The 25,802-nt window shown below is 72.6% G+C and carries 29 protein-coding genes, 1 tRNA gene and 1 pseudogene; 14 read left to right on the forward strand and 17 right to left on the reverse strand.

The window, feature by feature from the left end; translation table 11 throughout:
- Positions 1 to 79: 79 nt before the first annotated feature.
- Positions 80 to 445 carry a cupin domain-containing protein gene (locus J1792_RS29845; RefSeq protein ID WP_086572230.1) on the reverse strand — a complete coding sequence of 122 codons (366 nt, stop codon included), beginning with the start codon at positions 443 to 445 and terminating at the stop codon, positions 80 to 82.
- A 106-nt stretch (positions 446 to 551) separates the two neighbouring features.
- Here J1792_RS29845 and J1792_RS35520 point away from each other — a divergent pair, with 106 nt between their 5' ends.
- Positions 552 to 851 carry a hypothetical protein gene (locus J1792_RS35520; protein WP_086572221.1) on the forward strand — a complete coding sequence of 100 codons (300 nt, stop codon included), beginning with the start codon at positions 552 to 554 and terminating at the stop codon, positions 849 to 851.
- Positions 852 to 881: 30 nt separating this feature from the next.
- On the forward strand, positions 882 to 1,151 hold the full coding sequence (locus J1792_RS35525; RefSeq protein WP_086572219.1) for a GNAT family N-acetyltransferase: 270 nt from the start codon (positions 882 to 884) through the stop codon (positions 1,149 to 1,151).
- 13 nt (positions 1,152 to 1,164) lie between these two features.
- Here J1792_RS35525 and J1792_RS29855 read toward each other — a convergent pair whose 3' ends face one another.
- From J1792_RS29855 to J1792_RS29865, 3 genes are all read right to left on the reverse strand, one after another.
- Positions 1,165 to 2,022, reverse strand: coding sequence for an oxidoreductase (locus tag J1792_RS29855; protein ID WP_086572217.1), 858 nt, complete (start codon positions 2,020 to 2,022; stop codon positions 1,165 to 1,167).
- Between the two features lie 208 nt (positions 2,023 to 2,230).
- Entirely contained in the window at positions 2,231 to 3,466 is a 1,236-nt protein-coding gene (locus J1792_RS29860) for a helix-turn-helix domain-containing protein (RefSeq protein ID WP_207248594.1), read from the reverse strand.
- Positions 3,467 to 3,474: 8 nt separating this feature from the next.
- A complete protein-coding gene (locus tag J1792_RS29865) occupies positions 3,475 to 3,783 on the reverse strand; it encodes a putative quinol monooxygenase (RefSeq protein WP_242705056.1) in 309 nt (102 codons plus the stop codon).
- A 203-nt stretch (positions 3,784 to 3,986) separates the two neighbouring features.
- On the opposite strand from J1792_RS29865, the gene J1792_RS29870 reads away from it, so the two are divergent.
- Positions 3,987 to 4,160 carry a hypothetical protein gene (locus tag J1792_RS29870; protein WP_179198985.1) on the forward strand — a complete coding sequence of 58 codons (174 nt, stop codon included), beginning with the start codon at positions 3,987 to 3,989 and terminating at the stop codon, positions 4,158 to 4,160.
- Between the two features lie 38 nt (positions 4,161 to 4,198).
- Positions 4,199 to 4,444, forward strand: a complete 246-nt coding sequence (locus J1792_RS36000) for a DUF6255 family natural product biosynthesis protein (RefSeq protein ID WP_372446204.1) — start codon at positions 4,199 to 4,201, stop codon at positions 4,442 to 4,444.
- A 47-nt stretch (positions 4,445 to 4,491) separates the two neighbouring features.
- On the opposite strand, the gene J1792_RS29875 is transcribed toward J1792_RS36000, so the two are convergent.
- The gene (locus J1792_RS29875; RefSeq protein ID WP_242705055.1) at positions 4,492 to 4,989 is read right to left on the reverse strand and encodes a GNAT family N-acetyltransferase; all 498 of its coding nucleotides are present in this window, start codon (positions 4,987 to 4,989) and stop codon (positions 4,492 to 4,494) included.
- A 357-nt stretch (positions 4,990 to 5,346) separates the two neighbouring features.
- On the opposite strand from J1792_RS29875, the gene J1792_RS29880 reads away from it, so the two are divergent.
- Entirely contained in the window at positions 5,347 to 5,994 is a 648-nt protein-coding gene (locus J1792_RS29880; protein ID WP_207248595.1) for a hypothetical protein, read from the forward strand.
- Here the strand turns inward: J1792_RS29880 and J1792_RS29885 are convergent.
- Both J1792_RS29885 and J1792_RS29890 read right to left on the reverse strand, forming a co-directional pair.
- Positions 5,983 to 6,678 carry a hypothetical protein gene (locus tag J1792_RS29885; protein ID WP_086572226.1) on the reverse strand — a complete coding sequence of 232 codons (696 nt, stop codon included), beginning with the start codon at positions 6,676 to 6,678 and terminating at the stop codon, positions 5,983 to 5,985. The genes J1792_RS29880 and J1792_RS29885 overlap by 12 nt on opposite strands.
- A gap of 5 nt (positions 6,679 to 6,683) precedes the next feature.
- Positions 6,684 to 8,207, reverse strand: a complete 1,524-nt coding sequence (locus J1792_RS29890; protein ID WP_086572212.1) for a glycoside hydrolase domain-containing protein — start codon at positions 8,205 to 8,207, stop codon at positions 6,684 to 6,686.
- 140 nt (positions 8,208 to 8,347) lie between these two features.
- Here J1792_RS29890 and J1792_RS29895 point away from each other — a divergent pair, with 140 nt between their 5' ends.
- Positions 8,348 to 9,031: a hypothetical protein gene (locus tag J1792_RS29895; RefSeq protein WP_086572210.1), complete on the forward strand. Its 684-nt coding sequence runs from the start codon at positions 8,348 to 8,350 to the stop codon at positions 9,029 to 9,031.
- 54 nt (positions 9,032 to 9,085) lie between these two features.
- Here J1792_RS29895 and J1792_RS29900 read toward each other — a convergent pair whose 3' ends face one another.
- A complete protein-coding gene (locus J1792_RS29900) occupies positions 9,086 to 10,069 on the reverse strand; it encodes a LysR family transcriptional regulator (protein WP_086572208.1) in 984 nt (327 codons plus the stop codon).
- Between the two features lie 240 nt (positions 10,070 to 10,309).
- On the opposite strand from J1792_RS29900, the gene snpA reads away from it, so the two are divergent.
- Positions 10,310 to 10,972: a snapalysin gene (gene snpA / locus J1792_RS29905; protein WP_207248596.1), complete on the forward strand. Its 663-nt coding sequence runs from the start codon at positions 10,310 to 10,312 to the stop codon at positions 10,970 to 10,972.
- Between the two features lie 148 nt (positions 10,973 to 11,120).
- On the opposite strand, the gene J1792_RS29910 is transcribed toward snpA, so the two are convergent.
- The 3 genes from J1792_RS29910 to J1792_RS29920 all read right to left on the reverse strand — a co-directional run bounded on the left by J1792_RS29910 (position 11,121) and on the right by J1792_RS29920 (position 13,288).
- Positions 11,121 to 11,771 (reverse strand): DedA family protein, encoded by a 651-nt coding sequence (locus J1792_RS29910; protein WP_086572204.1) that lies wholly within the window; start codon positions 11,769 to 11,771, stop codon positions 11,121 to 11,123.
- A gap of 170 nt (positions 11,772 to 11,941) precedes the next feature.
- Positions 11,942 to 12,322 carry a DoxX family protein gene (locus J1792_RS29915; RefSeq protein ID WP_207248696.1) on the reverse strand — a complete coding sequence of 127 codons (381 nt, stop codon included), beginning with the start codon at positions 12,320 to 12,322 and terminating at the stop codon, positions 11,942 to 11,944.
- Positions 12,323 to 12,619: 297 nt separating this feature from the next.
- Entirely contained in the window at positions 12,620 to 13,288 is a 669-nt protein-coding gene (locus J1792_RS29920) for an HNH endonuclease family protein (protein WP_207248597.1), read from the reverse strand.
- A gap of 394 nt (positions 13,289 to 13,682) precedes the next feature.
- Here J1792_RS29920 and J1792_RS29925 point away from each other — a divergent pair, with 394 nt between their 5' ends.
- The 4 genes from J1792_RS29925 (at position 13,683) to J1792_RS29940 (ending at position 15,993) form a co-directional block, all read left to right on the forward strand.
- Positions 13,683 to 14,405 (forward strand): ABC transporter permease, encoded by a 723-nt coding sequence (locus tag J1792_RS29925; RefSeq protein ID WP_086568909.1) that lies wholly within the window; start codon positions 13,683 to 13,685, stop codon positions 14,403 to 14,405.
- A gap of 208 nt (positions 14,406 to 14,613) precedes the next feature.
- Complete coding sequence (locus J1792_RS29930; protein WP_086568896.1) at positions 14,614 to 15,195, forward strand: TMEM165/GDT1 family protein; 582 nt, start codon at positions 14,614 to 14,616, stop codon at positions 15,193 to 15,195.
- Between the two features lie 57 nt (positions 15,196 to 15,252).
- Positions 15,253 to 15,639: a VOC family protein gene (locus J1792_RS29935; protein WP_086568894.1), complete on the forward strand. Its 387-nt coding sequence runs from the start codon at positions 15,253 to 15,255 to the stop codon at positions 15,637 to 15,639.
- Between the two features lie 147 nt (positions 15,640 to 15,786).
- Positions 15,787 to 15,993, forward strand: coding sequence for a hypothetical protein (locus J1792_RS29940; protein WP_086568892.1), 207 nt, complete (start codon positions 15,787 to 15,789; stop codon positions 15,991 to 15,993).
- Positions 15,994 to 16,119: 126 nt separating this feature from the next.
- Here J1792_RS29940 and J1792_RS29945 read toward each other — a convergent pair.
- Positions 16,120 to 16,194 (reverse strand) — tRNA-Val (locus J1792_RS29945).
- Between the two features lie 191 nt (positions 16,195 to 16,385).
- On the opposite strand from J1792_RS29945, the gene J1792_RS29950 reads away from it, so the two are divergent.
- Positions 16,386 to 17,162, forward strand: a complete 777-nt coding sequence (locus J1792_RS29950) for a DUF4097 family beta strand repeat-containing protein (protein ID WP_207248598.1) — start codon at positions 16,386 to 16,388, stop codon at positions 17,160 to 17,162.
- A gap of 34 nt (positions 17,163 to 17,196) precedes the next feature.
- Positions 17,197 to 18,600, forward strand: coding sequence for a coiled-coil domain-containing protein (locus tag J1792_RS29955; protein ID WP_242646812.1), 1,404 nt, complete (start codon positions 17,197 to 17,199; stop codon positions 18,598 to 18,600).
- Positions 18,601 to 18,631: 31 nt separating this feature from the next.
- On the opposite strand, the gene J1792_RS29960 is transcribed toward J1792_RS29955, so the two are convergent.
- From J1792_RS29960 to J1792_RS29975, 4 genes are all read right to left on the reverse strand, one after another.
- Entirely contained in the window at positions 18,632 to 19,297 is a 666-nt protein-coding gene (locus J1792_RS29960) for an O-methyltransferase (RefSeq protein WP_086568887.1), read from the reverse strand.
- A 70-nt stretch (positions 19,298 to 19,367) separates the two neighbouring features.
- Positions 19,368 to 20,120, reverse strand: a complete 753-nt coding sequence (locus J1792_RS29965; protein ID WP_242646897.1) for an HAD family hydrolase — start codon at positions 20,118 to 20,120, stop codon at positions 19,368 to 19,370.
- Between the two features lie 77 nt (positions 20,121 to 20,197).
- A complete protein-coding gene (locus J1792_RS29970; RefSeq protein ID WP_086568885.1) occupies positions 20,198 to 22,651 on the reverse strand; it encodes a phosphoribosyltransferase in 2,454 nt (817 codons plus the stop codon).
- Entirely contained in the window at positions 22,648 to 23,811 is a 1,164-nt protein-coding gene (locus J1792_RS29975; protein WP_086568883.1) for an HpcH/HpaI aldolase/citrate lyase family protein, read from the reverse strand. The genes J1792_RS29970 and J1792_RS29975 overlap by 4 nt, the downstream gene beginning before the upstream one ends.
- Positions 23,812 to 24,017: 206 nt before the next feature.
- Between J1792_RS29975 and J1792_RS29980 the strand changes: the two are divergent.
- A pseudogene (locus J1792_RS29980) lies at positions 24,018 to 24,925 on the forward strand (TerD family protein).
- A 103-nt stretch (positions 24,926 to 25,028) separates the two neighbouring features.
- On the opposite strand, the gene J1792_RS29985 reads toward J1792_RS29980, so the two are convergent.
- Positions 25,029 to 25,781: a TerD family protein gene (locus J1792_RS29985; protein ID WP_086568879.1), complete on the reverse strand. Its 753-nt coding sequence runs from the start codon at positions 25,779 to 25,781 to the stop codon at positions 25,029 to 25,031.
- Positions 25,782 to 25,802: the final 21 nt, after the last annotated feature.

Below are 25,802 nucleotides of genomic sequence, written 5' to 3' on the forward strand. Positions count from 1 at the left end.
GTCCCGCGGCCCGCGGGCGGCCGGCTTGCGGGCCCCAGGCCCGCGGGCGGCCGGGATCACCTCACGTCACAGGATCGCCTCACGTCATCTGCGCCTTGACGTGCGCGATGACCTCCTCGAGCTCCTTCGTCGGGCAGAACTCCGCGAATTCGCTGTCCTCGAGCGCCTCGGGGGCGTGGCCGGGCGGCCAGTAGTACAGCTGCCCCGCCTCGTACGTCTCCTCGCCCTCGGCCGTACGCAGCTTGATCCTGCCCTTGGTCAGGAACCCCCAGTGCGGGCACTGGCAGAGGTCGTCGGGCAGCCCCTTGAGGGCCGGGCCGAGGTCGGTCCCTTTGGCCGCGCGCACCCAGAGCACGCTCATGCCGCCGCCCATCTCCCGCGTCCGCGCCTCGAGGCCCTCACCCGCGATGGTGACCGGCGTGTCGTCGTGCGTTGTCGAGGTCATGACCGTCTCCCTCCGGATCCGGAGCTGGTGCCTCATTCCTCACGATAGGCAGGCGGGCGCGGGGCCTCCAGGCGGGAATGTCAGACCCGGCTGACATGCTGCTCCCATGCCCCAGCAGGACGACACGCTCGAGAGCGCCCACGACGCCCGGCCCGGCGCCCCGCTCGCCCCCGCCCGGATATCCCTCGCCCAGATATCCGATCCTCGGGACGTCACGCCCGGGCTCCGGCGACAGCTGATCGACTGCTGGATCGCGGTCACCAATGCGGGCGGTGCGGCCGGGTTCCCGTTTCCCCCGGTCGGGGACGACGACGTCGCGCCCGTGGCGGACGGGCTCCTCGGCCGTCTCGACGCGCGGAACAGCCGCCTCGTCATCGCACGGTCCGGCGAGGCCCTGGCCGGCTGAGTCGTCCTCAAACGCGACTCCTACCGGCTCGTGAGTCACTGGGGCACGATCCATCACCTTCAGACCCACCCCGGCTTCCGGGGGCGCGGCGTCGGCTCCGCCCTCGTCCGCGAGCTGCGGCGGATCGCCCGCGACGAGCTGGGGCTCGAGCAGCTGCATCTCGCCGCGCGGGGAGGCCAGGGACTGGAGGACTTCTACGGGCGGCTCGGCTGGCGCGAGATCGGCCGCTGGCCCGAGGCCCTCCGCCTCGCCCCCGACGACACCCGGGACGAGGTCCTCATGATCCTCACCCCACTCTGATCCCTCTCGGGCGTCACCGGAACGCGGTGTCCGCCCCGATCTCCTCCACCGCGTCCAGCTGCTCGAGCCGCGCGCGCAGATGGGCGCGGATCCAGGCGAAGGCCTCCGCCCCCAGCGGCAGCCGCAGCGGCGGCTCCTCGAGGCCGACAGCGGCGATGATGGCCTCGGCCCCGCGGTACGGGTCGCCCGACTGGGAACCGTGCGACGCCTCGAGCGCCGCGCGCGCCGGGCCCATGAGCTCCGCGTAGTCCTCCATCGGCGTACCCCACCGCAGCGACCGCCCGCCGAAGTCCGTACGGAACGGGCCGGGTTCCACGATGGTGACGCGAATGCCGAGGTGGGCGACCTCGGCCGCGAGCGCCTCGGACATGCCTTCCAGCGCGAACTTCGTCCCGGCGTACGCGGTGCCGCCCGGCCCCGCGATCACACCGATCACCGACGACATCTGCACGATGCGGCCCGCGCGTTGGTGCCGCATGACCGGCAGGACGGCGCGGGTGACCGCCATCGCGCCGAAGAGGTTGGTCTCGAAGTTACGGCGCAGCTCGCTGTCGCTCAGCTCCTCGAACGCGCCGAGCAGCCCGGCCCCGGCGTTGTTCACCAGGACGTCGATCCGGCCGAAGCCCGTCTCGGCCTCGGCCACGGCGCGGCGGATCGACGCGTCGTCGGTCACGTCCAGCGCGACGGCCCGTACCCGGCCGGGCGCGAGCGCCACCAGGTCCTCGACGGCGGCGACGTCCCGGGCGGTGGCCACCACGCGGTCGCCATGGGCGATGACGGCCCGCGCGATCTCCCGCCCGAACCCGGAACTCGTCCCGGTGACGAACCAGACCCGGCCCTCGCCGGTCCCCTCGCCCTGCCGCCCGCTCATGATGCCGTCCCTCTGTCGTCCCGTGGCTCGTACACCCGCACTCTAAAGATCGACTGGCGCTCGCGCGGAACGATTTTTCGCCGGCACCGCGCCCGCCGGCGCTTTCCGCCGGTGGCCTTCGTCCCGTTGTCGACCTTCCGGGCCTCGTACTGGCCGACCTCGAGGAAACGGCGTACGCCGTCGGGAGTACTGCCTGGGTACCCCCGGGTCAGGACATCGCATCCGTGCGCTGGGCGAGGGCGCGCAGTTCGGGAGAGGCCGAGCGGCCGGCCACGAGCATCAGGTCCCGGACGGCCGCACGTGCGGCGGTGTGGGACCGCACCATCTCGGGTGCCAGCGTCTCGGCCTCCGTGAAGCACCGCAGCGCGCTCTCCACGTTCCTCAGCTGCGCATGCGCCCTACCCAGGTCCAGAGCGAGCCTGGCCCGGCGCTCGACGGAAAGGCCGGACGCGTCCACCTGGCCGCCGACATGCAGGGCTTCGCCCGCGTCGCCGAGGTCGACAGCGACGGATACGGCCTGGATCTCGACGTTCGTCGGACCGAACTCGAGGTTGAAGTCGTTGCGGTCCTCGCCCAGTTGTGCCGCCACATGGCGTGCGAGCTCCATCTCGCGCCGGGCTTCGGCGCGACTCCGGCACCGTGCGTGCACCAGAGCGAGCGCCAGGTGCAGGGATCCCAGCAGGGAGAGCATCTCCGGTGACACGCCGACGTGGTCCATGTGACGTCCGAGGGCGTTCACAGCGGACTGCGCGACATGCTCCGCCTGGTCGTACCGCTTCAGCCGAACGCACGCGTGCGCAAGCCGAAACGTGCCCGCGATGACATCCGGCAGCCGGCCGGACAACTCGGCGGCCGCGATGGACCGGTCGGCGGCCACCCAGGCGGCATCCGCCTCGTTCTGGCGCGCAAAGACGGCCGACATGGCCTGGTAAGTGCGGGCGAGCAGGCTGTAGGCCTCCGGTCGCTCACGCTCACCGACCGTGCGCACCACGCGCTCCAAGGTCGGTATGAGCGAACTCAGCGACGCGGTCAGCTCGGAGAACCGATCGCCGTGGGCGAGCGACCATGCGTGGTCGACGGCCCTCCGGAGGTCGGCGAGGGAAGGCCTCGTGTTCCACGTCCTCGGGTCGAGTACGACCTCCAGGGCCGGATGCCCCGAGAGCAGGAGCCGCACCTGGTCGAGGTCGTTCGGCTCGGGCGCGGCCTCGGCCGGCTCCACGGGCCGGGGCGCGTCCGGGCGCAGCGCGTGGAGAGCAACGCCGAGGGCATCGGCGAGCAGCCGCAGCACGTCCAGCCGGTTGACGGGCTGGACACCGCGCTCCACCTGGGACAGCCAGCTCGTCGTGCGGCCGATCTCAGCGGCGAGCTCCCTCTGGGTCAGGCCGCGCTCCGCACGCAGTTCCGCGACCCGTGCACCGAACGCACGCCGCCCTTCGGGGATCACCGGTCTCTTCACACCTTTCCGTCGATGTGCTCCAGGAAGGTCACATCGGTACGGCTGACGAACTTCTCCCGCTCCTCGAGGAAGCGTCGGACATGGGGCTGCTGCTCGTGCGCGTCGAACGCGGCGCGGTCTTCGTACAGCTCGTAGAAGAGTCGTACGTTCGGCTCACCCGGCACGGAATGGTTCACATAGACCACCGTGCCGTGTTCCTGCCGCCGGATCCCCTCCAGGGTGCGGGACACCAACTCGTCGAAGCCTTCGGCTGCTTCCGCGTCGCGCAACGTGAAGCGCACGACCAGGCCAAAGCCTGCGGGCACGTTCGCTCTCCTCTCAAGTGGCAGCGGGCGTCCCAGAAGGTTCCCAGAAGCCCGATGACGGAGATAGTCGCAGATTTTCTTGACTCGCAGAAAAACTGCGAGTAGCTTCGCATCCATACTGCTGCTGACTGCGACTCAGGCGGCATGCGGGGCAGGCTCGATCGCGCCCGAGGCATCTCCCCCTGATCCGAGCAGGAGGTTCGATGCACAAGGACGATCAGCCTGAGGCCGCGCACGGCCACGCCCCTGGAAGTGCCTGCGCCCGGTGCAGACAGATCAAAGCGACGCACGACGAAGCCGCCCGTCAGGGCGACATCGGCACCGCCGAGGCGATGACCGCGACCATGGGCCGCCACCTGCGGGCGGCCCACTCGTGAGCGCCGGGCAGGCGGTGCCGTACCGCATGCGGTGGGCGATGCGGAATTGCCCCCACCCGGAGAACGCATGGGCGATCTCCGACCCGGGCATGAAGGCGTGCACCGCATGCGGCACCCGGCGGGTGACCGACTACCGGGCGCTCGGACGGGCCCCGGACCTGCCGGAGTGGACGCACCACGACGCGCCGGCCGTCGCTCCCGCAGGAGAGCGGAAGCAGAGGTATTCCGAGCTCCGGCACAGAATCCACGAAGCGAACCGGCGGAGTGCGCGGGGCAGGTCCTGAGGCGCTTCGGGCGCCGGGAGCGCTGCCGCCCCCGGCACCCCCTCGTCTCACTCAGTGAAGCGGAACCTCAGCAGGTCGCCATCGGCCTCGTACCACTCGAAGCCCGCCTTCTCCAGCACGCGGATGGACGGCGGATTGGACAGTTCCACGGTGGCGGACACCGTCCGCACGTCCGTCGAGGTGAGGGCGAACTCCGCCAGCGCGCGGGCTGCTTCGGGCGCGTAGCCGCGGCCGCGCCGCGACGGCACGATGCCGTAGCCGATCTCGAGGGTTCCGTCGGCGGGGGGCCAGAACAGGCCCGTCGAGCCGACCACCAGACCGCTGTCGCGCTCGATGATCAGGCGATGGCCGTAGGTGTCCAGCCAGGCGGGGAAGCCCTCGAAGAGCCCGGCGACGACGCCGTCGCCTTCGGCGGGGAAGTCGTCGGCCCAGTGCGGCTGACGGGCGCCGTCGAGGACGGCGGCGGCCTCGGCCCGGGTCCAGGGACGCAGGACGAGGCGGTCGGTGGTCAGATCATGCGGGGTCGGGGTACGAAAGGAAGACACGTGACACTCCGGTCGTGGGAACGGCCCGGGCCGTGCGCCGGTGTCGGCGCAGTCCGGAAAAGGGCATGCTGAAGAAGGCCGGCGGCGGCCATATTCATCAACCTCCCTCGTCACGGGTCCGAAGTGATCACGCGCTCCTCGCGCCTGCGGGACGCTAGCAAGGCCCTCCAGGGCCGGGCAACGCATTTCGCGCCCTCCGGCACGCCCGCGTACGCGCCGCCGCGCTTCCGTACGGCGCGTTCCGGCGCTTGCCGCCCCCCCTCCGCGCTCCGATGGAATGCGCGAGGAAGTACGGCTCACGAAGACGCTCCACACCGACCACCGCGACGCGAGAGGTGTGAGTACCGCGTGATTCACATGACCGAGACCCTGGCCATCCACACCATCGAGGGTTTCCTCACCCCCGACGAGACATCCCAGGTCATCAAGGTGCTGGACGAGCATCTCGACGCGACCGGCTGGGTGCCCGCGCGGCCCAGTGACGGCATGGTTCCGCCGGACGCCGTTCAGGAGATCCTGGGGGAAGCCGTCGAGCGGGCGCTGCCGGCGATCCGGCAGTTGTTCCCGTCCGTCGCCGGCGTCACACCGTGGGACTACCACGATCTCGGGCCCGGGGACGGGATACCGCCGCACCTGCACGGCGTGGACGACCCGCACACGCGCCCCCGGCGGGTCGCGCGCGTCGCCTTCCACCTCCAGGAGGCGGAGTGCGGTGGCGAGTTCTTCGTGGACACCGCCTCCTCCGAGGCGCTGTGGACCGATCGCACGGCGGAGCCGGGCAGCGGCTTCGTGCCCGGCACCCGCTTCGCCCGCGAGATCTCGCATCATGCCGGGCCCGAGGCCCTCGCCGCGCTGCGCGCCGTCCCCCGCACCCGCTGGACCAGCGCGCCGCCCACCGGAACCGCCGTCGTCTACGGCGCCCAGCTCGTGCACGGCGTCGAGCCGGTCGTCACGGGCCGGCTGCGCAAGCTGATCACCAACCTGCTGGACGCCTCACCCCTCTGACCCCGACCGCTGCCGGCGCTCGAGCCGCAGGGCGGCCGCCCGCCGCCCGGGCGCCAGCACGTCCACCGGACCCGCCCCCGGTCTCACCGCGCCGCCACCGCGGATCTTGGCCGCGACCCGCGCAAGACGGGCGTCGCCCGGCGGTACGTCGAGGAAGAACAGGGCCTCGTACGGCCGCTCGTGGGCGTCCCCGCCCCACCTGACCACCCCCTCGCACTCGGCGAGAACGTCGCGCAGCGCCAGCATCTCGAGCGGGAAGAACCCGCCCCGGCCACCCTTGGGGTACCAGTCGGGGCGTATGGCCACCGCCGTGCCGGAGGCATGGTTGCTCTCCGGCGGCTGCGGCAGCCCCGCTCGCGCGAGCGGCACCCGGCCGGGGGCCAGATGCCCGACGACCTGTCCCTCCCCCAACTCGGCGATCTCGTAGTGGAACCGACGCACCACGTGCACCAGCACCGTCTCCACGTCCCCGGCGCGCAGCGCCACGGTGACGCCGATGCCCTCGACCGGGCCTCCGCCGCCGACGGTCCTCTCCATCCGCCAGCCGTTCGCGCTCAACGCCCCCAGGGGCGCGGCGGCCTCCGGTACGGGCGCGGCAGCGGCCACCCGTACGGGCACGGCCGCGCTCAGCGCCACCGCGCCCGCGCCCGTCAGCACCCCGCGACGCGAAATTCCGGACGCCATGTCCCTCACCTCACACCGGTCGTGTCGAATTCGTTCTGGCCCATGTCCAGCCCGGAGGCGATGTCGTTGTCGATCTCGATCTTTCCGTCGCCGCCGCCCACGCTCATCGTGGCGATCTGGTCGAAGGCCCAGTTCTCCGGCATCGGACAGCCGAGATTTCCGGAGAATCCCGTCGACATGTCGGCCACGAAAGCTGCTGTGGCGAAACCCGCCGCCGCGACGCGCGAACACGCGTTGCGGGGCCCGTAGACGCCGATCCGGTACCTGCCGCCCAGCTCGCCCATCTTCCGGTCGATGCCGCGGAAGTGCGGAATGACGTTGTCGGCGACCTGGTGGTCGAGGACGTCGAAATCCACGGCGAAGTAGATCCACGTATCGCTTTTGAAGCCGTATCCGCGGGCCGCGTCGTACGCCGCCTGGGCGTCCGCGATGCCCTGGTTCTCGTTGAAGTAGGACGCCGAGCCGCCATAGGTCTGGTAGATGGGGAAGACCCGCAGGCCCTTGGTCGCGATGACCTCCAGCTCGCCCGGCTGGATCTTCTTGTCGAACGTCGAGCCCGGGGCGTTGGTCAGATAGCGGCCGGCGACCAGATATCCCGCCTCGCGCAGCGCGTCGGCGCGGGCCGGGGTGATCTCGGTGACGCAGTCGAAGGCCGTTCCGCGCCGGGTGTTGTCGCCGCAGGAGACGAGCAGCGAGGCCCAGGTCGGGAAGTCGCCGGCCCCGGTCACCGGCAGCTTCACGAATTCCTGGAAACCGCGTACGGCGGCGGAGAGTTCGCTCGTGAAGGTGTCGGAGAAGGACACCCCGCCCCGCCTGTTGAAGACCATGGCGGCGGAGAAGAGCTGGACGAACGGCCCGCTGGATCCGACCGTGAGCGTGTTCTTCTTCAGACCCTCCTTGGTCGCCGGCCCGAACGCCCCGGTGGCCACGTCGTCGTTCATGCCCAGCTGGTATTGCACGGCGAACACCAGCGCCTTTTGCACATCGCGCGAGAAGTGACCGTCGCAGGGCACGACGAAGAAGTTCCGGCGGTTCACATGGCGGCCGTTCAGCCACTGCTGAATGGAGCGGACCGCATCGCTGCCGCCGTCCGTCGTGACATACGAATCCATGGTCAGCAGTGCCTTGAAGACTTTCGGCGTGACGCCGTCTCCCGGGAACGCGTCCGCGACGCCCATGTTCTGCTTCAGCCTGCCGACGGCCGCGGCGACCCGGCCGCCGTACACGCCGTCGATGTCGCCTCCGTCGTACCCCTTGCAGTAAAGCGCCGACTGCACCAGCCGGTTGATGTCCGCGGAGCCGCTGCCGCGGTCGATGACCGGGTATTTCGACTGCAGCGCGGCCAGGGTCGCGGGCCCGAAGTTGTTGGACTGCGGGGAGACGCCGAGCTCGTACTGCAGGGCCCGGGTCAGGGCGAACATGACGTCCCACGACGTCCTGCCGTTCTCCTCCAGCGTCGGCATGCCGCTGATGCCGGCGTATGTGGCGTTGTAGAGCCTCTGCGCCTTGCGCACCATCTCATCGGCCATGTCGCATGCTCGCACCGGCCTCTGGTCCGGACAAAGGCGGAGTACGGCCAACGTCCGCGCGCCCCTCTCAGGGGCGTCTCGGGGTGCCCTCAGGGCGTTCCCCGAGGTCGGCGCGGTGCCCCCAGGGACATGATCACTACATGACGAGCGGCAACGGGACACGGGCACCGCAGACCGGGACGGCGGCGACGGCACCCGTCGATGCGGCGGCGACGACCTGGCGGCGGTCGGCCTTCGCCGCCGCCCCGGTCTGCATGACCGCGTACGGACTCACCCGCCTGATCGACGACCGGCACGGCCCCGGCCCCGACTGGTCGCTGGGGCACCTCGCCCTGCTGGCCGGGGTGCTGCTGTTCGTGCCGGTGTTCCTGGGACTGCGCCGGGCGGCGGCGCCCGGGCGGGGGCGCGTCCGCCGGTGGTTCGCGGACGCCGGGGCGGGGATCGGCCTGCTGGGCGTCCTGGCCGTGACGGGTCAGGTGCTGATCGATCTGTTCGTCGGATTCTGCTCCGTGGACCGGGCGACGATGAACGAGCTCTTCGAGCGCGTCCAGAGCCATGCGGGCGTGAAGCCCGTCTTCTATACGGTGGGGCCGCTGCTCTTCTACGTCGGGCTGGTGCTGCTCATGACCCAGCTGGCGGCGCTGCGCGCCATAGCCGCCTGGCGTCCGGTCGTCGTGGTGGCGGGCATCGTGCTCGCGGCGGGCGATCTGGATCTGCTGCCGGTGGCCGGCGTGCTGTTCCTGCTGGCCCTCGCGCCCCTCGGCGGACTCCCCGGCGCCGTCGTCCCCGCGCCCCTCATACCGGGCACGGACCCGGGGCTTTAGACGGCGACCCCGACGGCGATCCCGACCGCTACCCCGGCAGCGACCTGGGCGGGCTCAGCGGCTCCCCGCTGACGGCAGCAGCGGGCTGCCCTTACGGTCCAGCCAGGACCGGTACGCGGCGCTGGCCCCGGCCACGTCCACGTACGCGGCCGTTAAGTCGGCGTAGAGCGCGTCCAGTTCGCGCAGGGGTAAGGAGCCGCGCCGGGAAGCCAGGGAGAGCTGGGTGGTGAGGGGGTCGCCGGACAGGGGGCGGATCACCGTCCCGGGCACGGGGTCGGCGGTCGGCGCCGCCGGGCGTACGGCCTCGCCGCAGGCGACGAGCTCGGCAGCGGTGGTGTTGTCGCGGACGTGGAGGAGGCGGGGGTCGAGGCCCGCCGCCATGAACGCGCGGCGCAGGGCCGTGGCCTCGTCGTCCGCCGTGGGGTCGACGATCCAGGGGTCGCCGGCCAGGTCGGCGAGCGGGATCACGGGGCGGGCCGCCGCGGCGTGGGTGGCGGACAGGGAGACGAAGCGCGGCTCGGCGGCGATGAGGACGCGGCGCTCGACGCCCTCGGGGACGTTCAGGGGGAAGCCGGCCGTCTCGTGGACGAAGGCCACGTCGAGCTGGTTGGTCGCCAGGAGCTGGAGAAGGGTGTTGGAGGACACCTCTATGTGGATGGTGGTGTCCGTGTCCGGAAGGCGCCGGTGGATGCGGCGCAGCCAGCCGGTGACGGCGCGGCTGCCGATGCTGCCGATGCGCAGCCGCAGGCCGCCGACGCCGACGGCCGCGTCCCGGGCGGCCGCCACCAGCGCCGCCATCTCGGCGATGATCGGCCGGGCGCGGGAGAGGACGGAGTGGCCGAGGGGGGTGGGGTGACTGCCGTGCTGGCTCCGGGTGAAGAGGAGCCCGCCGACGGTGCTCTCGATGCGCCGGAGCTGAGTGGTCAGTGAGGGCTGGGTCATGCCCAGCTGCACCGCGGCCTTCCGCACGCTGCCGGTGTCTGCGATGGCGCAAAGTGCACGGAGGTGCCTGACCTCAAGCTCCACGCGAGCGAGCATATCCGCGCCCCGTACGCCACACCAGACACATGCCGGACGAGAACGGGCAGTTGGACGGCCGACTGGACAGCAGGTGGCGCAGGATAGGCGATTGGATGGCGCTATGGCCAACTGGCATCATCCGCACCATTGATAACTCGTCAGAGACTCATGGGGAACAGGAGTTCACCCGGTGAGCCCCGGCCGCGTGTCCCACCGCACCCGGCCGAAGAGGCTCTCGGCACGAATGGAGTCCCCCACATGAATCGCTCCGCGATGGTGCTGTCGGCCGCCCTCGGCCTCGGGCTGGCAGCCACGATGACCGTCGTGCCCGCTTCCGCCACGACGGCGGACGGGAACGCGGCGCCGCAGTACACCCAGTCCTCGTACGTCGGCTCCAAGTCCGAAGAGGCGAACAACAAGGCCTTCTTCGACGCCGTCATGAAGTCCGCGAAGGCCAAGCAGGCCGCGTCGCCGGGCCTCCGCGCCGTCACCGTCACCTACGACGCCAGCCAGGCGCCGAGCTTCTCGACGGAGATAGCGAGAAGCGCGCAGATATGGAACAGCTCGGTCCGTAACATCCAGCTGCGCGCCGGCTCGAACGCCGACTTCCGGTACTACGAGGGCAACGACTCCCGCGGCTCGTACGCCAGCACCGACGGCCACGGCCGCGGCTACATCTTCCTCGACTACCGGCAGAACGAGCAGTACGACTCCACCCGCGTCACCGCGCACGAGACCGGTCACGTCCTGGGTCTGCCGGACCACTACTCCGGCCCGTGCAGCGAGCTGATGTCCGGCGGCGGCCCCGGCCCGTCCTGCACCAACCCCAACCCGAACTCGGCCGAGAAGAGCCGCGTCAACCAGCTCTGGGCCAACGGCCTGAAGGCCTTCGACAAGGCGCCCTTCACCAAGGTCCACTAGCCCCTCCGGCGCGGGCCCGCCCCGGCAGCCCGCCGGGGCCGGCCCGCCCGCACACCCGGCGCAGCACCGCACCGCACACAAAATGGCCCGGTTCCTCTCGGAACCGGGCCGTCTCGCGTGGATCACGCGACGCTCATGCTCAACACGTCTAGCAGGCCTGGGCCTGCGCCTCCGCCTCCGGCTCCGTCGGCCGGCGCATGAGGAACCCTGCCCCCGCGCCCGCCGCGAAGAGCGCGAAGACCGAGACCGCCGTGCTCAGCCACGAGGCACCCAGCCACTGGCCGCCGAAGTAGCCGAGGCTCACGCTGTAGGCGGCCCAGGTCAGGCCGGCCAGCGCGGACCACGGCAGGAACTCCGCCACCCGGCGGTGCATCACGCCCGCGCCGAGGCTGACCACCGAGCGCCCGGCGGGCGCGAAGCGGGCCAGGACGACGAGCGGGCCGCCGCCGCGCAGCAGGGCCGTACCGAGCCTGGCCTGGGCGGCGGTCAGCCGCCGGGAGCGGGCGATGGCGCGGTCGAAGCGGTCGCCGCCGCGCCAGGCGAGCCGGTAGGCGACCATGTCGCCCAGCACGGAGGCGGTGGCGGCGCACATCACGAGCGCGAACATGTCGGCGAAGCCGGCGTGGCCCTGGGTGGCCTCACCCACCGCGCCCGCGGCCGAGCCGGCGGCCGCGGTGGCGGCGGTGATCACGAGGACGCCGCTCGGCAGCACCGGCAGGAAGACGTCGAGGAGTACGGACACCCCGACGATCACATATATCCATGGGGTCTCGGCCAAGGCCCCCAACAACTCCAGCACGTCCTGATCTCCCGGTACGGTCCCCCGCCGCGACGTCGCAGGGGAGCGGCAGGGGCGGCCTTGACAACCGTACAGCGTACGCCTGGAGCTGCTGGGGGATGAGCGCAGGGTCCGTGATGTTGTTCGAATCACGTCCCCGCCGCGGGCGCCGGCCCCGCGCGCCGAGGGCGTCAGCCCTGCTTGCCGCGGGCGAAGACGCGGTCCAGCGCCAGCGCGCCGGGGCCGGTGAAGACCAGCAGCAGGAAGGCCCAGGCGAACATCGCGGAGGCCTCGCCGCCGTTCTGCATCGGGAAGAGGCCGCCGGCCTGGTGCACGTCGAAGTAGGCGTAGGCCATCGAGCCGGAGGCGATGAAGGCCGCGCTGCGGGTGCCGACGCCCAGCAGGACCAGCGCGCCGCCGACCAGCTGGATCACGGCCGCGTACCAGCCGGGCCAGGTGCCGGCCGCGATGGTGCCGCCGTTGGAGCCGACCGCGCCGCCGAGCACGCCGAAGAGCGAGGCCGCACCGTGGCAGGCGAAGAGCAGGCCGACGACGATCCGGAAGACCGACAGGACGTAGGGCCGGGCCGCGTCGAGGCGCTCGACGAGCGGGGAGGCGGGGGCGGCCGGGGCGGTGCGCTCGCCGGACGGGGAGGGCGCGGCCGCGGTGGTGGTGGGGGCATGGGTCGGCTCCTCGTATCGGGGACAGGAACAAGGACGACCACAAGTTAGGCACACCTTATGAATACTTGCAAGTTCAAGTTTCTGGGTGTGGATGCCGCCACGCACCCTCCCTGACCTCCGCATACGACCGCCGGGCCCCCTCCCGCGATGAAGCCTCGCGGAAGGGAGCCCGGCGGTCGTGGTCGCTCAGCAGCCGTTGAGGATGCCCTCCAGGGCGGCCTTCTCGGCGGAGTCCACGGTCAGCTTGTAGTCGTACTTCACGGAGACCCACATGCGGGCGTACGTGCAGCGGTACGACTGCAGCGGCGGCAGCCACTGCGCCGGGTCCTTGTCGCCCTTGGCCTGGTTGACGCGGTCGGTGACCGCGATCAGCTGCGGGCGGGAGAGGTCGTTGGCGAAGGCCTGGCGCTGGGCGGTGGTCCAGGTGTTGGCGCCCGACCGCCACGCCTGCGCCAGGGGCACGACGTGGTCGATGTCGATGTCCTGGGCGTCCTTCCAGGTGGCCCCGTCGTACGGGGAGAACCAGGTGCCGGACACGGCCGCACACTTCGCGTCCTGCTCGACGTTCTCGCCGTCGCGCTGCAGCACGACCTCACGGGTGTTGCACTGGCCGTGCTGGGTGATCCAGTGCGGGAACTTCGACCGGCTGTAGCCGTCCATCGACCCCTCGGACTTGACCGTCAGCTGGCCCAGCTCCGTGCGCGCGGTGGCGGCGTCCGGCGGGGTGGGCGGGGCGGCGTGGGCGGCCGGGCCGTTGAGCACGAGCGTCCCGACGAGGGCGGCGAGGCCCGCGGCGACGGCCGTACGACGCGCGTAGACGCCGCGCGAGGCCGAAGGAGCGCGCAGTGCGGACATGAGGAACTCCCTTGAGGGTGGAGGGGGTAGAGCCGCGAAAGGTGCGGCCAGCATCACGGCGACGGGTATACAGGGGGTGGTCGCCACGTGTCAGGATGACGACGCGGTCATGTCAAGGCAAGGGTTCTGCGACGTGAGATGCCTCGGAGGGATCCATTCCGGTCGAACCGGAGCTATCCATTCCTGATACAGCGCCAGCCGGACGCCCCCGTACGGGTGTTCACCCCGCCGCCGATCACCCGACCACCCGATCGCCCGGCCGCCCACCACGGAGGCCGTCACGGAGGCCGAGCGCCTCGACCGGGGTCGGCCGGCCGGCCCGTAGGGTGGCCGCGTGCTCGCCGCCGACGTCCTGCTGCCCGCCGACGCCACCCTCGGGGCGGTCCTCGCCGTCATGTTCGCGGTCGCGGTGGCGGTCGCGGCCGTCGCCCGCCTCGCCGACGGCCGCGAGCGCGGCTACGCCCGCCAGATCGCGCTGGCCGGTCTGCGCGCCGCGGTCCAGCTGGCCGCGGTGTCGGCGCTCATCGGCTGGGTGGTGGGGTCGGTGCCCGCGCTGCTGGGCTTCCTGCTGCTGATGTACGCCGTCGCCGTGCGCACGGCGGGACGCCGCGTCACGCCCAACCGCACCTGGTGGTGGGCGGCGGCGCCGATCGCCGCGGGCGTCCTGCCGACGGTCCTCGCGCTGCTGCTGACCGGGCTCGTACCGCTCAGGGGCGTCGCCCTGATCCCCGTGACCGGCATCCTCATCGGCGGGGCGCTCACCGCGACCGTCCTGGGCGGCCGCCGCGCCCTCGACGAGCTGAACACGCGCCACGGCGAGGTGGAGGCCGGCCTGGCGCTGGGGTTCCCGCCCCGCGACGCCCGCCTGGAGATCGCCCGTCCGGCCGCCTCCGACGCGCTGCTGCCGGGGCTGGACCAGACCCGGACTGTGGGGCTGGTCACGCTGCCCGGGGCGTTCGTGGGGATGCTGCTGGGCGGCGCCACCCCCGTGCAGGCGGGCGTGGTGCAGCTGTTCGTGCTGGTCGCGCTGCTGATGGTGCAGGCGGTGGCGGTGGCGGTCGTGCTGGAGCTGGTCGCCCGCGGCCTGCTGTACCGCGGGGACCGTCCCGTATCCTGAGGGGAGCAGAAGGGGAGTAGCTCTTCGCCGGACCGTCGACATACTGCTGAGTTCCGTCTCAGCCGGCGCCCGGAGGCCTCGGACACCGCGCCGGGGCCAGCGAGACCTTCGGCCGCAGTGTCCACGACGCTGCCGTGCCGAAGCGACCCCTGATTCAACAGGTCACTGTTTCGGTGCGGCCGTCCCCACCGACAGAGGAATCCACCCCGTGTTCAGTCTCACCGTCGCCGCCCTGGTCTTCGGCGTCGTCTTCCTGGCCGAGCTGCCCGACAAGACGGCCCTGGCCGGCCTGATGCTCGGCACCCGCTACCGCGCCTCCTACGTCTTCGCCGGCGTCGCGGCGGCCTTCCTCGTCCACGTCTCCCTCGCCATCGCGGCCGGCAGCGTGCTGACCCTCCTGCCCCACCGGCTCGTCCAGGCCGTGGTCGGCGTGCTCTTCCTCGCGGGCGCGGCGATGCTGCTGCTGAAGAAGGACGACGACGAGGAGGAGCCGAGGAAGCCCGCCGACCAGTCCTTCTGGAAGGTCTCCGGCGCCGGCTTCATGCTGATCCTGGTCGCCGAGTTCGGCGACCTCACCCAGATCATGACCGCCAACCTCGCCGCCCGCTACGACGACCCCGTCTCCGTCGGCGTGGGCGCCGTGCTGGCCCTGTGGGCGGTGGCGGCCCTGGGCATCGTGGGCGGGAAGACGCTCATGCGGTACGTACCGCTGAAGCTGATCACGAAGGTGGCGGCGCTGGTGATGCTGGCGCTGGCCGGCTTCAGCCTGTACGAGGCCGTCGCGGGCTGACGCGGACCGGCGGGGGCCGCTGGGGCAGGGCCGGCGCCGATGCGGGATGATCCGCACATGCCACATCTCGCCCTGGTGACCCTCGTCGTGCGCGACTACGACGAGGCCATCGCCTTCTACGTGGACGCCGTCGGCTTCGAGCTCCGGGAGGACACTCCCCTGGGCGACGGAAAGCGCTGGGTCGTGATCGCCCCACCGGGATCGCGCGAGTCGGGCATGCTGCTGGCCCGTGCCGCGGACGCCGCGCAGGAGGCCCGCGTCGGCGACCAGACCGGCGGCCGGGTCGGGTTCTTCCTGTACACGGACGACTTCGCGCGCGACCACGCCCGAATGCGGACCGCAGGCGTCCACTTCATTGAGCAGCCCCGCCACGAGCCCTACGGCACCGTCGCCGTCTTCCAGGACCTCTACGGCAACCGCTGGGACCTCCTCGAGCCACGCTGACTCCCCCGCCCCACCGGGCAACTGGCGTACCGTCAGGAACATATGATGGTCAACCGGCTGGGCCTCCCGCCCGGGAACACCGGACGGAGCCGGCCCAGCCGTGCGAGAGCAGACGGGCCGGCGACAGCCGGAGCAGGGAGGGTGCACATGGAACAGCGCGCGTCGACGGGCGGCCGTTCCCTACTGGCCGCGATCGCGGCCCTAACCGGACTGGTGACGGCGACCGGCGCGGTCGTCCTCCACGACCGCACCGGCCCCCGGGCCGTACTCATCGCCCTGTCGGTGATCCTCTTCTCCATCACCGGCGGCCTCTGGCAGCTCCAGCGCAGACGCACGGCCCCGGCCCGCTCATAAGCGACGCCGGCCCATCCGACGGGCACGGAAGGCCCCTCCGCCACCCGGCGAAGGGACCTTCCGCATGGACACACCGCCCGCGAACGCCGAAGGCCCCCAGCCGCGATCGACTGGGGGCCTTCGTACTGGTGGGCACAGACGGATTTGAACCGCCGACATCCGCTTTGTAAGAGCGGCGCTCTACCGCTGAGCTATGCGCCCCGGCACGACAGCACAGCCTACATGGCCCTCCCCAGGTCCCGGCAAACCAGGAAAGGCCCTGACCGCCCGGTACGGGGGTTAACCCCACCCCAGAAGCGGTAGCAGGTGGGATCCCGGAGCGGCCACCGCCGCGCATAGGCTCGCCGCGCAGGCAGTCGCTGCCCGCGCCACCAGCCGAAACGGAGACCTTCATGCTTCCCCGCGCCCGCCGCGTCGCCCGCCTGTCAGCCCTCGCCGGCGGGGTCCTGGTCGCCGCCGTCGCCCTCACCGGATGCGGTACGGCCGACGCCGACGAGGCGACCCCCGAGCACAAGGCGTTCGCCCTCGCCGGCCGTGAGCTGACCGTGGACACCGACAACTCCGCCATCGAGCTCGTACCGGCCTCCGGGAACGGCAAGGACGTGCAGGTCACCCGGTGGTTCGACGGCTGGTCGGTGGGCGGCGAGACCGGGGTGAGCTGGGAGATGGAGGGCGGCGACATGCTGAAGCTGCGGATGAAGTGCCGGGGCCTGAGCGTGGACTGCGAGGCCAAGCACAAGATCGAGGTGCCGCGGGGCGTCGCGGTGACCGTCAAGGGCGGCAACGGCGAGATCAAGGCCCGGGGCTTCGAGACGGCCCTCACGGTCCGTACGAGCAACGGCGCCGTCGACGTCCGCGACGCCAAGGGCGCGGTGGAGCTGAGGACTTCCAACGGGGCGATCACCGCCGAGGGGCTGCGGGCGTCGAAGGTGAAGGCCAGCACCTCCAACGGCCAGGTCCGCATCGGGCTGGACCGGGTGCCCGACGAGGTGCGCACCACCGCGAGCAACGGCGCCACCCGCATCACCCTCCCCCGCGCCCCCTACAAGGTCGACGCCAAGGCGGGCAACGGCAGCGTGAGCGTGGACGTCCCCCGTGACGACGCCAGCCGCCACGAGGTGATCGCGCACAGCGGCAACGGCGCCATCGAGGTGCGCACCGCGGGCTGACCGGCCCGTGTGTCCGCCCCCGGTGGATGGGAGAATGGCACCCGGCCTGGGTGATCCATCGGGAGTGGGCAAGGTGACGGCGACGTTCGCACGTACGGTGACGACTGCGGCCCGCGAGGCCCTCGCGCTCGTCCTGCTGCCCCTGCCCCTGCTGGCCGTCGCGGCGGCCGCCGCGCCCGCCGCCTTCCCCGGGGGCGGCACCCGCCGCTGGGGCTGGGGACGCGGCGAGAGCCAGCGTGCGGAGGCGCAGGCCGCCAAGGACGCGGCCGCGGCGGCGTTCTACGAGCTGGACACCGCCCAGCGTGACCTGCGGATCTCCATCGAGACGATCACGGCCGCCGACTCCTCGCCCGCCGCCCGCAAGGCGGCCGCCGACTTCGAGGCGCTCGGGCGGCGCATAGACGAGGTCTCCGCGACGTACATCGGCGCCGTCGACTCCCTCGACCTGGACCGTGACGGCCTCGAGGCCTCGGCCGCCCAGCGGGCCCGTACGGAGCTGACCCGGGCTCGGGAGGAGCTCCAGAAGGTCAAGGCCGAACTCGACCGGTTCGCGCAGAGCCTGGGCTCGCTGCTGACCCGGGCCGAGAACCAGCTGGCGCAGCTCGCGCCCGCCGTGGAGCGCGCCCGGCAGGGGCTGCTCGCGGCCACTGAGGCGCTGGACGCGGCCCGGTCGGGCGGACTGCGCGCCGACGACCTGGCCGCCCGGCTCGCGGCGCTCGCCCCCGACCTGACCAAGCTCAACCAGGGCGCCGGACAGCACGGCGTACGGGAGACCGTCCAGCGTGCTGAAAGAGTGCAGCGGGAGGCCGAGGCGATCCGCGGCGAGGCCGAACAGCTGCCCAAGCGCGCGGCGGAGATCGACAAGCGGCTCGTCTCGCTGCGCACCCGCGCCCAGGCGCTGGCCACCCGGGCCGCGGGCGTGGCCCCGGTCCTCAGCGAGCTGCGCCGCCGCTACAGCGCCGCCTGCTGGCAGGACCTGCAGCAGGTGCCGCAGGAGGCGGAGCGGGCCGTCGCCCGGGCGGAGGAGAAGCTGGGCGAGGCCCGCACGGCCCGCGACGAGCAGCGCTGGCCGGACGCCACGGCCCTCCTGGCCACCGTACGGGCGCTGCTCAACACCACCGACGAGGCCGTCTCGGCGGCCGGCGACCGGCTGCGGCGGCTGGACGAGGTGTCGTTCGACCACGAGAAGGAGGTCGAGCGCACCCGCTTCGCCCTCCGCGACGCCCAGCGCCTGGCGATGGCCGGGCGCAGCACGCCCGATCCCCGGCACGCCCGCCCGCTCGACGACTCGGTGGCCCGCCTGGAGCGGGCGGTAGGCGCCCTGGAGGGGCGTCATCCGGACTGGTGGCACTTCCTGACGGAGACCGAGGCGGTCCGGCGGGCCGTCGCGGACGTCGTGCGCGAGATCCGCGAGGAGCGCGGCGGCGCGGCGCGCTGAGAGCGCCGGCCGCGCCGACCGTGCGGGGGGCTCAGCCGGTCCGGCGGGCCAGTGTCAGGCCGTCCGCGACGGTGAGCATGACCGCCTCCGTGCGCCGGTCCGCCGCCACGTGCGCGTTGAACTCCCTGATGTGGGCGCCCGGGCCGCCGGTGACGGCCGGGTCGACGACCTGGCCCATGAACAGGACGTTGTCCACGACGATCAGCCCGCCCGGCCGCAGCCGGGGCACGATCTCCTCCCAGTAGTCGATGTAGCCGTCCTTGTTGGCGTCGATGAAGGCCAGATCGATGTGCGGCTCGGCGGGCAGGGCGCGCAGCGAGTCCAGGGCGGGCGCGATGCGCAGGTCGATACGGTCGGCGACGCCGGCCTCGGCCCACGCCGCGCGGGCGTGGGCCGTCCACTCCTCGGAGATGTCGAGGGTGATCAGCCGCCCGTCCTCGGGCAGCGCCTGGGCCATGGACAGCGCCGACAGGCCGGTGAAGGTGCCGACCTCCACGACGTGCCGGGCGCCGGTGAGGCGTACGAGGAAGGCCAGCAGCGGCGCCTGCTCCTCGGCCACCTGCTTGAGCGCGTCGCGGGGGAAGAGGGTGTGGGTGGACTCGACCAGGGCGCGCCGCACCGGGTCGAGCGGGGGGTTGTGCGCGAGGACGTACGCGTACAGCTCGGGGGTGAGCGGAGCGCTCTTGGTCTCGGCCACGGGGTCTCCTGGGTCTGTCAGCACCGGATGCGGCTACCGGTCGACGAGCCTACGGGCCCCGGGCGCGGGTTTACGAGACCTCTGCCGCGACCCCCGCCGCGCGGGCGAAGGCCCGGACGATCTCCTCCCCCGCCGCCACCCCGCGCGTCGTGAGCGCGGTGACGTGCGGTGCGTTCCAGCCCGCGTCCGCCAGCTCGCCGTGGCCCGGGCGCCAGCCCCGGCCGGCGGCCAGGAGCAGGTCGGCGTCCAGCAGCGAGTCGCCGGCGGCCAGGACCTCGTCGGCGCCCGTGCGGCGGGCCACCTCGGCGACCGCCGCGCTCTTCGTCAGCGGGCCCGGCACGGCGTAGATCTTGCGGCCCTGCAGCGAGACCGTCCAGCCGCGCTCTGCGGCCCACTCCGTCAGCTCCGTCACCCATCCCTCCGGCAGCAGCGGCCGGTCGACGACGAGGTAGGAGAAGAGGTCCGCCGCCGTACGCGCCTTGAGCAGCCACCGGGGGTCGGCGGTGCGCACCATGCGCGCGTGGACCTCGTCGAGGCCGGCGCACTCGGCGGCCAGCGTGCGCCGCACCCGCTCCCGCCAGCCGGCGTCGGGCTCGCCGCGCACCAACAGCTCGCCGCCGTTGGCGCAGATGGCGAACTCGGGCGCGGGCCCGGGCAGCCGGATGCGTTCGTACTGCTCGCGCGTGCGGGTGGTGGTGGGGACGAACGTCACCGCGCCGGCCAGTTCGGCGAGCGCGGCGGCCGCGTCCTCCGTCATGTAGGAGAGCGGCTTCTGCTCGTAGGTCTCGACGCAGAGCAGGCGGGGCGCCTGGCCGTCCGGCATGGACAGGGCCAGCGCGGCGGTGGAGTAGATCAGGGTGCGGTCGAGGTCGCTGGCGACCAGGACACGGGAGGCCGTGGTCACTTGGCGGCCACCGCCTTGCCGTCGGTGCCGGTGGCACCGCGGGTGTAGCGGGGGTGGATCAGGCCGACGCAGCTGTAGGGCAGGCCGTCCACCTCCTCGACGGGGACGCCTCGCTGCTCCGCGAGCAGGCGGACGTGGTCCAGGTCGGCGCCGGTGCCGCGCCGGGCGAGGATCTTCCAGGGGATGCGCCGCAGCAGGACGCGCGTGGTCTCCCCCACGCCCGGCTTGACGAGGTTGACGTCGTCGATGCCGTACTCCGCGCTGATCCGCTCGACGGCCGCCCAGCCCGCCCACGTGGGCGTGCGGTCGGCGGCGGCGAGCTCCTTGGCCTCGCGGGCGACGGCCTCCTCGGCCTCGCCGAAGCGCGCCGAGACGGTGTCGAGGAAGGTTCGGGAGACGTCGGCGCCGGCCAGCTCGCGGTAGAACTTCGCGCCGTGGAAGTCGCGCGGCCCGACGAGGTCGGCGCGCAGGACCGTGCGCGAGACGAGGCCGGAGACGGTGGAGTTCAGGCAGGCCGAGGGGATGAGGAAGTCGTCGCGGGTGCCGTAGGTGTCCACGCAGTGCCCGGGGTCGGCGAGGACCGCCAGCCGCGGGTCGAACCCGGCGGGCGCGCCGGCGCCCTCGAAGGCCTGGGCCAGCTCGCGGGTGATGGCGCCCTTGCCGGTCCAGCCGTCGACGAAGACGACGTCGGCCGGGTCGTGGTGGGCGGCGATCCAGCGCAGGGCGTTGGGGTCGATGCCGCGGCCGCGCACGATGGACACGGCGTAGTGCGGCAGGTCCAGGCCGTGCGCGTGCCGCGCCCAGCGGCGCATCAGCACGCCTACGGGCGTCCCGGCGCGGGCGAGCGAGACCAGGACCGGGCGGGGCGATCGCTCGGCGAGCACCGTCTCGGTGACGACACCCACCGCGCGCGCCATGCGGTCGGCCGACGCCTCGAGGGCCGCGTGGTAGGCCGCCTGGTAGCGCTCGCTGGGCTGGTACTCCACCGGCAGCGACTCGGCGTAGTGCGCGCCGCCGCTCTGGATCGCCTCCTCCCGCTCCTCGGTGGGCGCCTCGAGGTCCACGGCGGACAGGTCCTGCAGCAGCCAGCCGACCTCGTCCGGGGCGTAGGAGGAGAAGGCGGGGCCGCGCAGCGGTTCGCCTCCGGCACGGTGGGAGGGAATCACGGCGAGCAGCACCTTTCGGGCGTGCGCGGCCAGCTGGTCCAGCAGACCGCCGGGAACGTGCAGTTCGGGGGTGTCGGCGGTGGAGTCGGTCACCACGACGACGGTGTCGAAGCCGGCACCGGCGACGTTGTAGGCATACCGCTCACCGGCCCCCTCCGGGGCGGGGAAGGCGATCCGCGAACGAATGGCGTAGCCGGGGTCGTCGACGGGCAGCACGGGGGAGCGAGTGGTGGTGGAGAAACGAACCTGGGCCGCCTCGCCAAGTGCGTCCTGCAGCGCCTGAGCCAGGCGCAGGGGGGCGTACATCAGCTCTTCGGTGCCGAGGAGGAGGACGCGCCGGGCCCCCGGCCGGAGGGCGGAGAGGATACGGGCCGCCATGTCCGGCAACTCCGTCTCCAGCCGCACCCGGTGCTCCGGCGTGAAACCATGGCGGCCGCCATCCGGCAGGCCGACCGGCCACCCGAGCTCAACCCGCCGCGCTGGTGGGCAATCGTGCCGCAGGGCGATGGGGGCACCTCCCGGCGGTAGCTGGGGGAGGGTGGGCACCAGCGCACCCGCAGCCGGCGACGACGCCTCGGCCACCAGCTCCTGCCCCCGCTCCAGCACCCCGTCCGGCAAGGACACCGTGCCGGACGCCAGCGCGACCAGATCGACCCGCGCACCCAGCCCGGCCGCGAACTCGTCCAGCCCCGCCCGGTCCCGGGCGGACCGCATGTCCACCAGCGCCACGACCACGTACCGCCCCCGTGGGAACCGCGCGTGGAGCGCCGCGATCGTGTTCAGTACCGTCCGCCCCGTCGAGAACTCGTCGTCGACGAGCACCAGCGGGCCGTCGCCCGCGAAGAAGTCCGGGTCCTCCGGCAGCAGCAGGTGCGACGTGGCGTGGCTGTGCTCCTCCTCGAACCCGCCGACGGACGGCACGCCGGGCACGGCCCGCCGGGTCGAGTGCAGGTAGGGGGCGAGGCCGATGCCGTCGGCCACCGCGTGGCCCAGGCCCGTGGCCGTCTCGGCGTAGCCGAGCACCACCGCCCGTGCGGCGTCGGCGTCGCCGAGCAGGGCCCGTACGCGGCGGCCGAGGCCGGCGCCGGCCTCGTACACCGTCTCGGGGGACGCCGGCACGTGCTTGCCCAGCACGTTGGAGACGAGCAGGTGCGCTCGTTTCGGATTGCGCCGCAGGGCCAGGCCCAGCAGCTCCGGGAGGCGGGCGTCGCCTTCCAGCCCTACGCCCAGCCGGTCCGCGACCCACTGTCCCGACCACACCACGTGCGAACTCTCCTCGCTCATACGTCCTGCAATCCCGCCGCCAGCAGCTCGACGAAGCTGACGTCCTCGCGCGCGACGCCGAAGACCTCGGCGCGCCGCATGGTCCGCTCGGCCCAGGCCCGGTGCGGTTTCACTTCGTTCATCTTGTTCGTGTAGGCGGAGCGCACCACTCCACCACCGTCGCGTTCCGGCCGCAGGATGTCCTGCGCGTCGCTGAACTCCTCGTGGCTGACGACGGAGAGCGCGTGCACGGGGGCGACGTGCGTGGGGTGGATGCAGGTCTTGCCCTGCAGGCCGTTGGCGCGGTCGAGCTGGATCTCGCGCAGCAGGCCGTCCATGTCGTGCTCGATGAGCGCGGTGCGCAGGGCCTCGGCGGGGCCGGCGAAGGGGCTGCGGCGCAGCTGGGGCTTGAACATCCGCTCGGGCTGGGGGAAGTACTCCCAGACCGGGCCGCTGATGGTGAAGCCGCTGCCGTCGGCGCGGCCCAGCACGTTGACGACGTCGGCGATGACGGAGGCGACGAGCTTGACGTCGTAGGCGGTCATGTCGGGCGCCCGGCGCAGCCCGTACGCCGAGCAGAAGTCGGTCACGCCGAGCCGTAGCGCCAGCACCCGGTCGCGGTACTTGTCGACGGCGCGGGCGATGCCGGTCAGGGTGTTGGTGCGGGTCTCCAGGTGCAGGAGCTCGGGGGACTCGAGGACGGGCATGGCGAACAGCCGTCGGCCGCCCCGGGCTTCGGCCTCGGCGAGCGCCTCGAGGAAGGGAAGGCCGCGTTCCTCGGTGAACTTGGGCAGGACGAATCCGGACAACAGCCGCCCGGCGGGGCCCAGACGCCGTACGAGGTCGGTGATCTGGGCGGGTTCGCGGACCCGGACGAACAGCAGCGGCAGGTCGTCGCCGGCGGCGGCCAGCTCCGTGAACTGCCGGACGAGGTTCTCCTCCGCGCCGGCGACGTCCGCGTCGCCGATGGAGTCCTCGAGGCACAGCACCATGGAGACCACCCCGCGCCGCGCCTGTTTGTGTATGTCCCGGGCGAGGGTGAGGCGGGTGGCGGGGCTGTAGAGCGTGGCGCCGAGGGCGACGGCGAGCGTGGGGGCGGGGGAGTCGGCGGTGAACTCGCCGGGCTCCCTATGGAACAACCCATTCCGCACCGCAGACGCAAGGTGCCCGAAATGCCTCATCGCTCTCCCCGGATGCCGCGGCCTGGACGCCTTCCCACCGGGCCGGCCGGCACGAAGTGTGGCCGATTATCGTACGTCCGGAGGAGGGTCAAGAGTTCCCCAAGGACGTGAAAAACTCATGACGGGCGTGGATCCGTCCGGTAAGCGGAGGAGGTCCGGGGGCCCTGCGTTGTCCGCCGGCCGCACGAGGGGGCAGGATTGCCGACATGACGCACGCCATGCTGAAGGGGTCGAACATCCCGCTGGAGGCCCCCACCGTACGGGCCGTACTGCGCTGGACCCCCGGCCCGGGCGTCCCGGACGTGGACGCCTCCGCCCTGCTGCTCGGCGACGACGGCCGCGTGCGCTCGGACGAGGACTTCGTCTTCTACAACCAGCCCCGGCACCCCTCCGGCCTGGTCCGGCACCTGCCCAAGAAGCGGCTGGTCGAGGGGGCCACGGACTCGCTCGAGGCCGACCTGACGGCGCTGGCCCCCTCCGTGGCGCGCGTGGTGCTGGCCGCCTCGGCCGACGGCGGCTCCTTCGGGCAGGTCAGGGACCTGTGCGTGCTGCTGTACGACGCCGCGCGGACGGCCGCCGGGACGACGGACGTCGCCCCCGTCGCCCGCTTCGACGTCACCGCGGAGACCGGCGACGAGACGGCCATGCTCTGCGGCGAGCTCTACCGGCGCGGCGACGCCTGGAAGTTCCGCGCGCTGGGCCAGGGGTACGCCTCCGGGCTGGTCGGGCTGGCCACGGAGTTCGGGATCTCGGTGGACGAGTCGGAGGAGGGCGCCGGCGCGGGCGCCTCCACGCCGGCGTCCGGCACTCCCTCGGCCATCCCGGAGCCCGCCGCCGATCCGCTGCCCGAGGCCGCTCCCCGGCCACCGCGCCCGCGCCCGGCTACGCCTATCCGCCGCCGCCCCCGGCACCGCCCACGGTCCCGCCGCAGCCGTCGTACGGCTACCCGCCGCAGTACCCGCCGGCCCCGGCGGTCCCTGCGGCCCAGCCGTCGTACGGCTACCCCCAGCACGGCACGCCCCAGCCCTCCTACGGCTACCCGCCGCAGCGACCCGTGCCCGACCCGGCCTTCCGGCTGCCCCCGCAGGGCCCGCAGTTCCAGCCCGACCGCTGAGCCCGTCAGCCGCTGAGCCCGGCGACCGCCGAGTCCGGCGGCCGCCCGGGCCCGTAGGCCGCTGAGCCCATCGGCCGCCCGGGCCCGGACTCACGGCCGCGGGTCAGACCTTCGTCTTGTACCCACGCCCCCACTGCAGCCCCCAGCCGTAGAGCCGGTCCAGCTCGGACTGGAAGCCGTAGACGTACTTCATCTCCCGCCGCACGAGGATCTCGCCCTTGACGTTCTCGATCAGCACCACGGCGCACGACCGCGCCTCGGGGGCGCGCTCGTGCAGCGCGACCTCGAGCCGGGGGCCGTTGCCGGGATAGAGCGTCACCGTCGCGTGTGTACGGTCGAACGCCGGTGTGCCGTCGTAGATGTAGACGAAGATCAGCAACCGCTTGAAGTCGTCGCGGTGGTCCATGTTGATGTAGATCGTCTCGCCCGACCCCGAGCCGAACCGGTCGTCGCCGCTGAGCTGAACATACGGCGGCGAGTTGACGCTGCCCAGTATGTTGCCGAGCGGCTGGACTACGCCCTTGGACCCGTCCTGCAGCTCGTACATACAGGCGAGGTCCAGGTCGACGTCGACCATGGCCGGCCCCTGCGCCTGCACCACCTGCGGCGTGAACTTGCGCAGCGGGTGCCGCAGCGCGGACAGGCCCGAGCCGCCGGAGGGCCGCTCGCCGAAGTCCGAGGTGCGCATCCGCCAGGACAGGTTGACCCGCAGGTTCCCGGTGGCGGCACCCTGCTTGGTCAGCGAGAACGTGGGATGCCGCCTGGTCAGCTCGACCGAGCCGTTGGAACCGCCGGCGTCGAACTGGCGCGCGGCGGCGCCTCCCCAGTTGCCGAAGAGCTTCTCCCATACCGACATTGCCGAAAACCCCCACATGAG

The organism is Streptomyces triculaminicus, from assembly GCF_017349075.1.
In the GTDB taxonomy this organism is placed as follows: Bacteria; Actinomycetota; Actinomycetes; order Streptomycetales; family Streptomycetaceae; genus Streptomyces; species Streptomyces triculaminicus.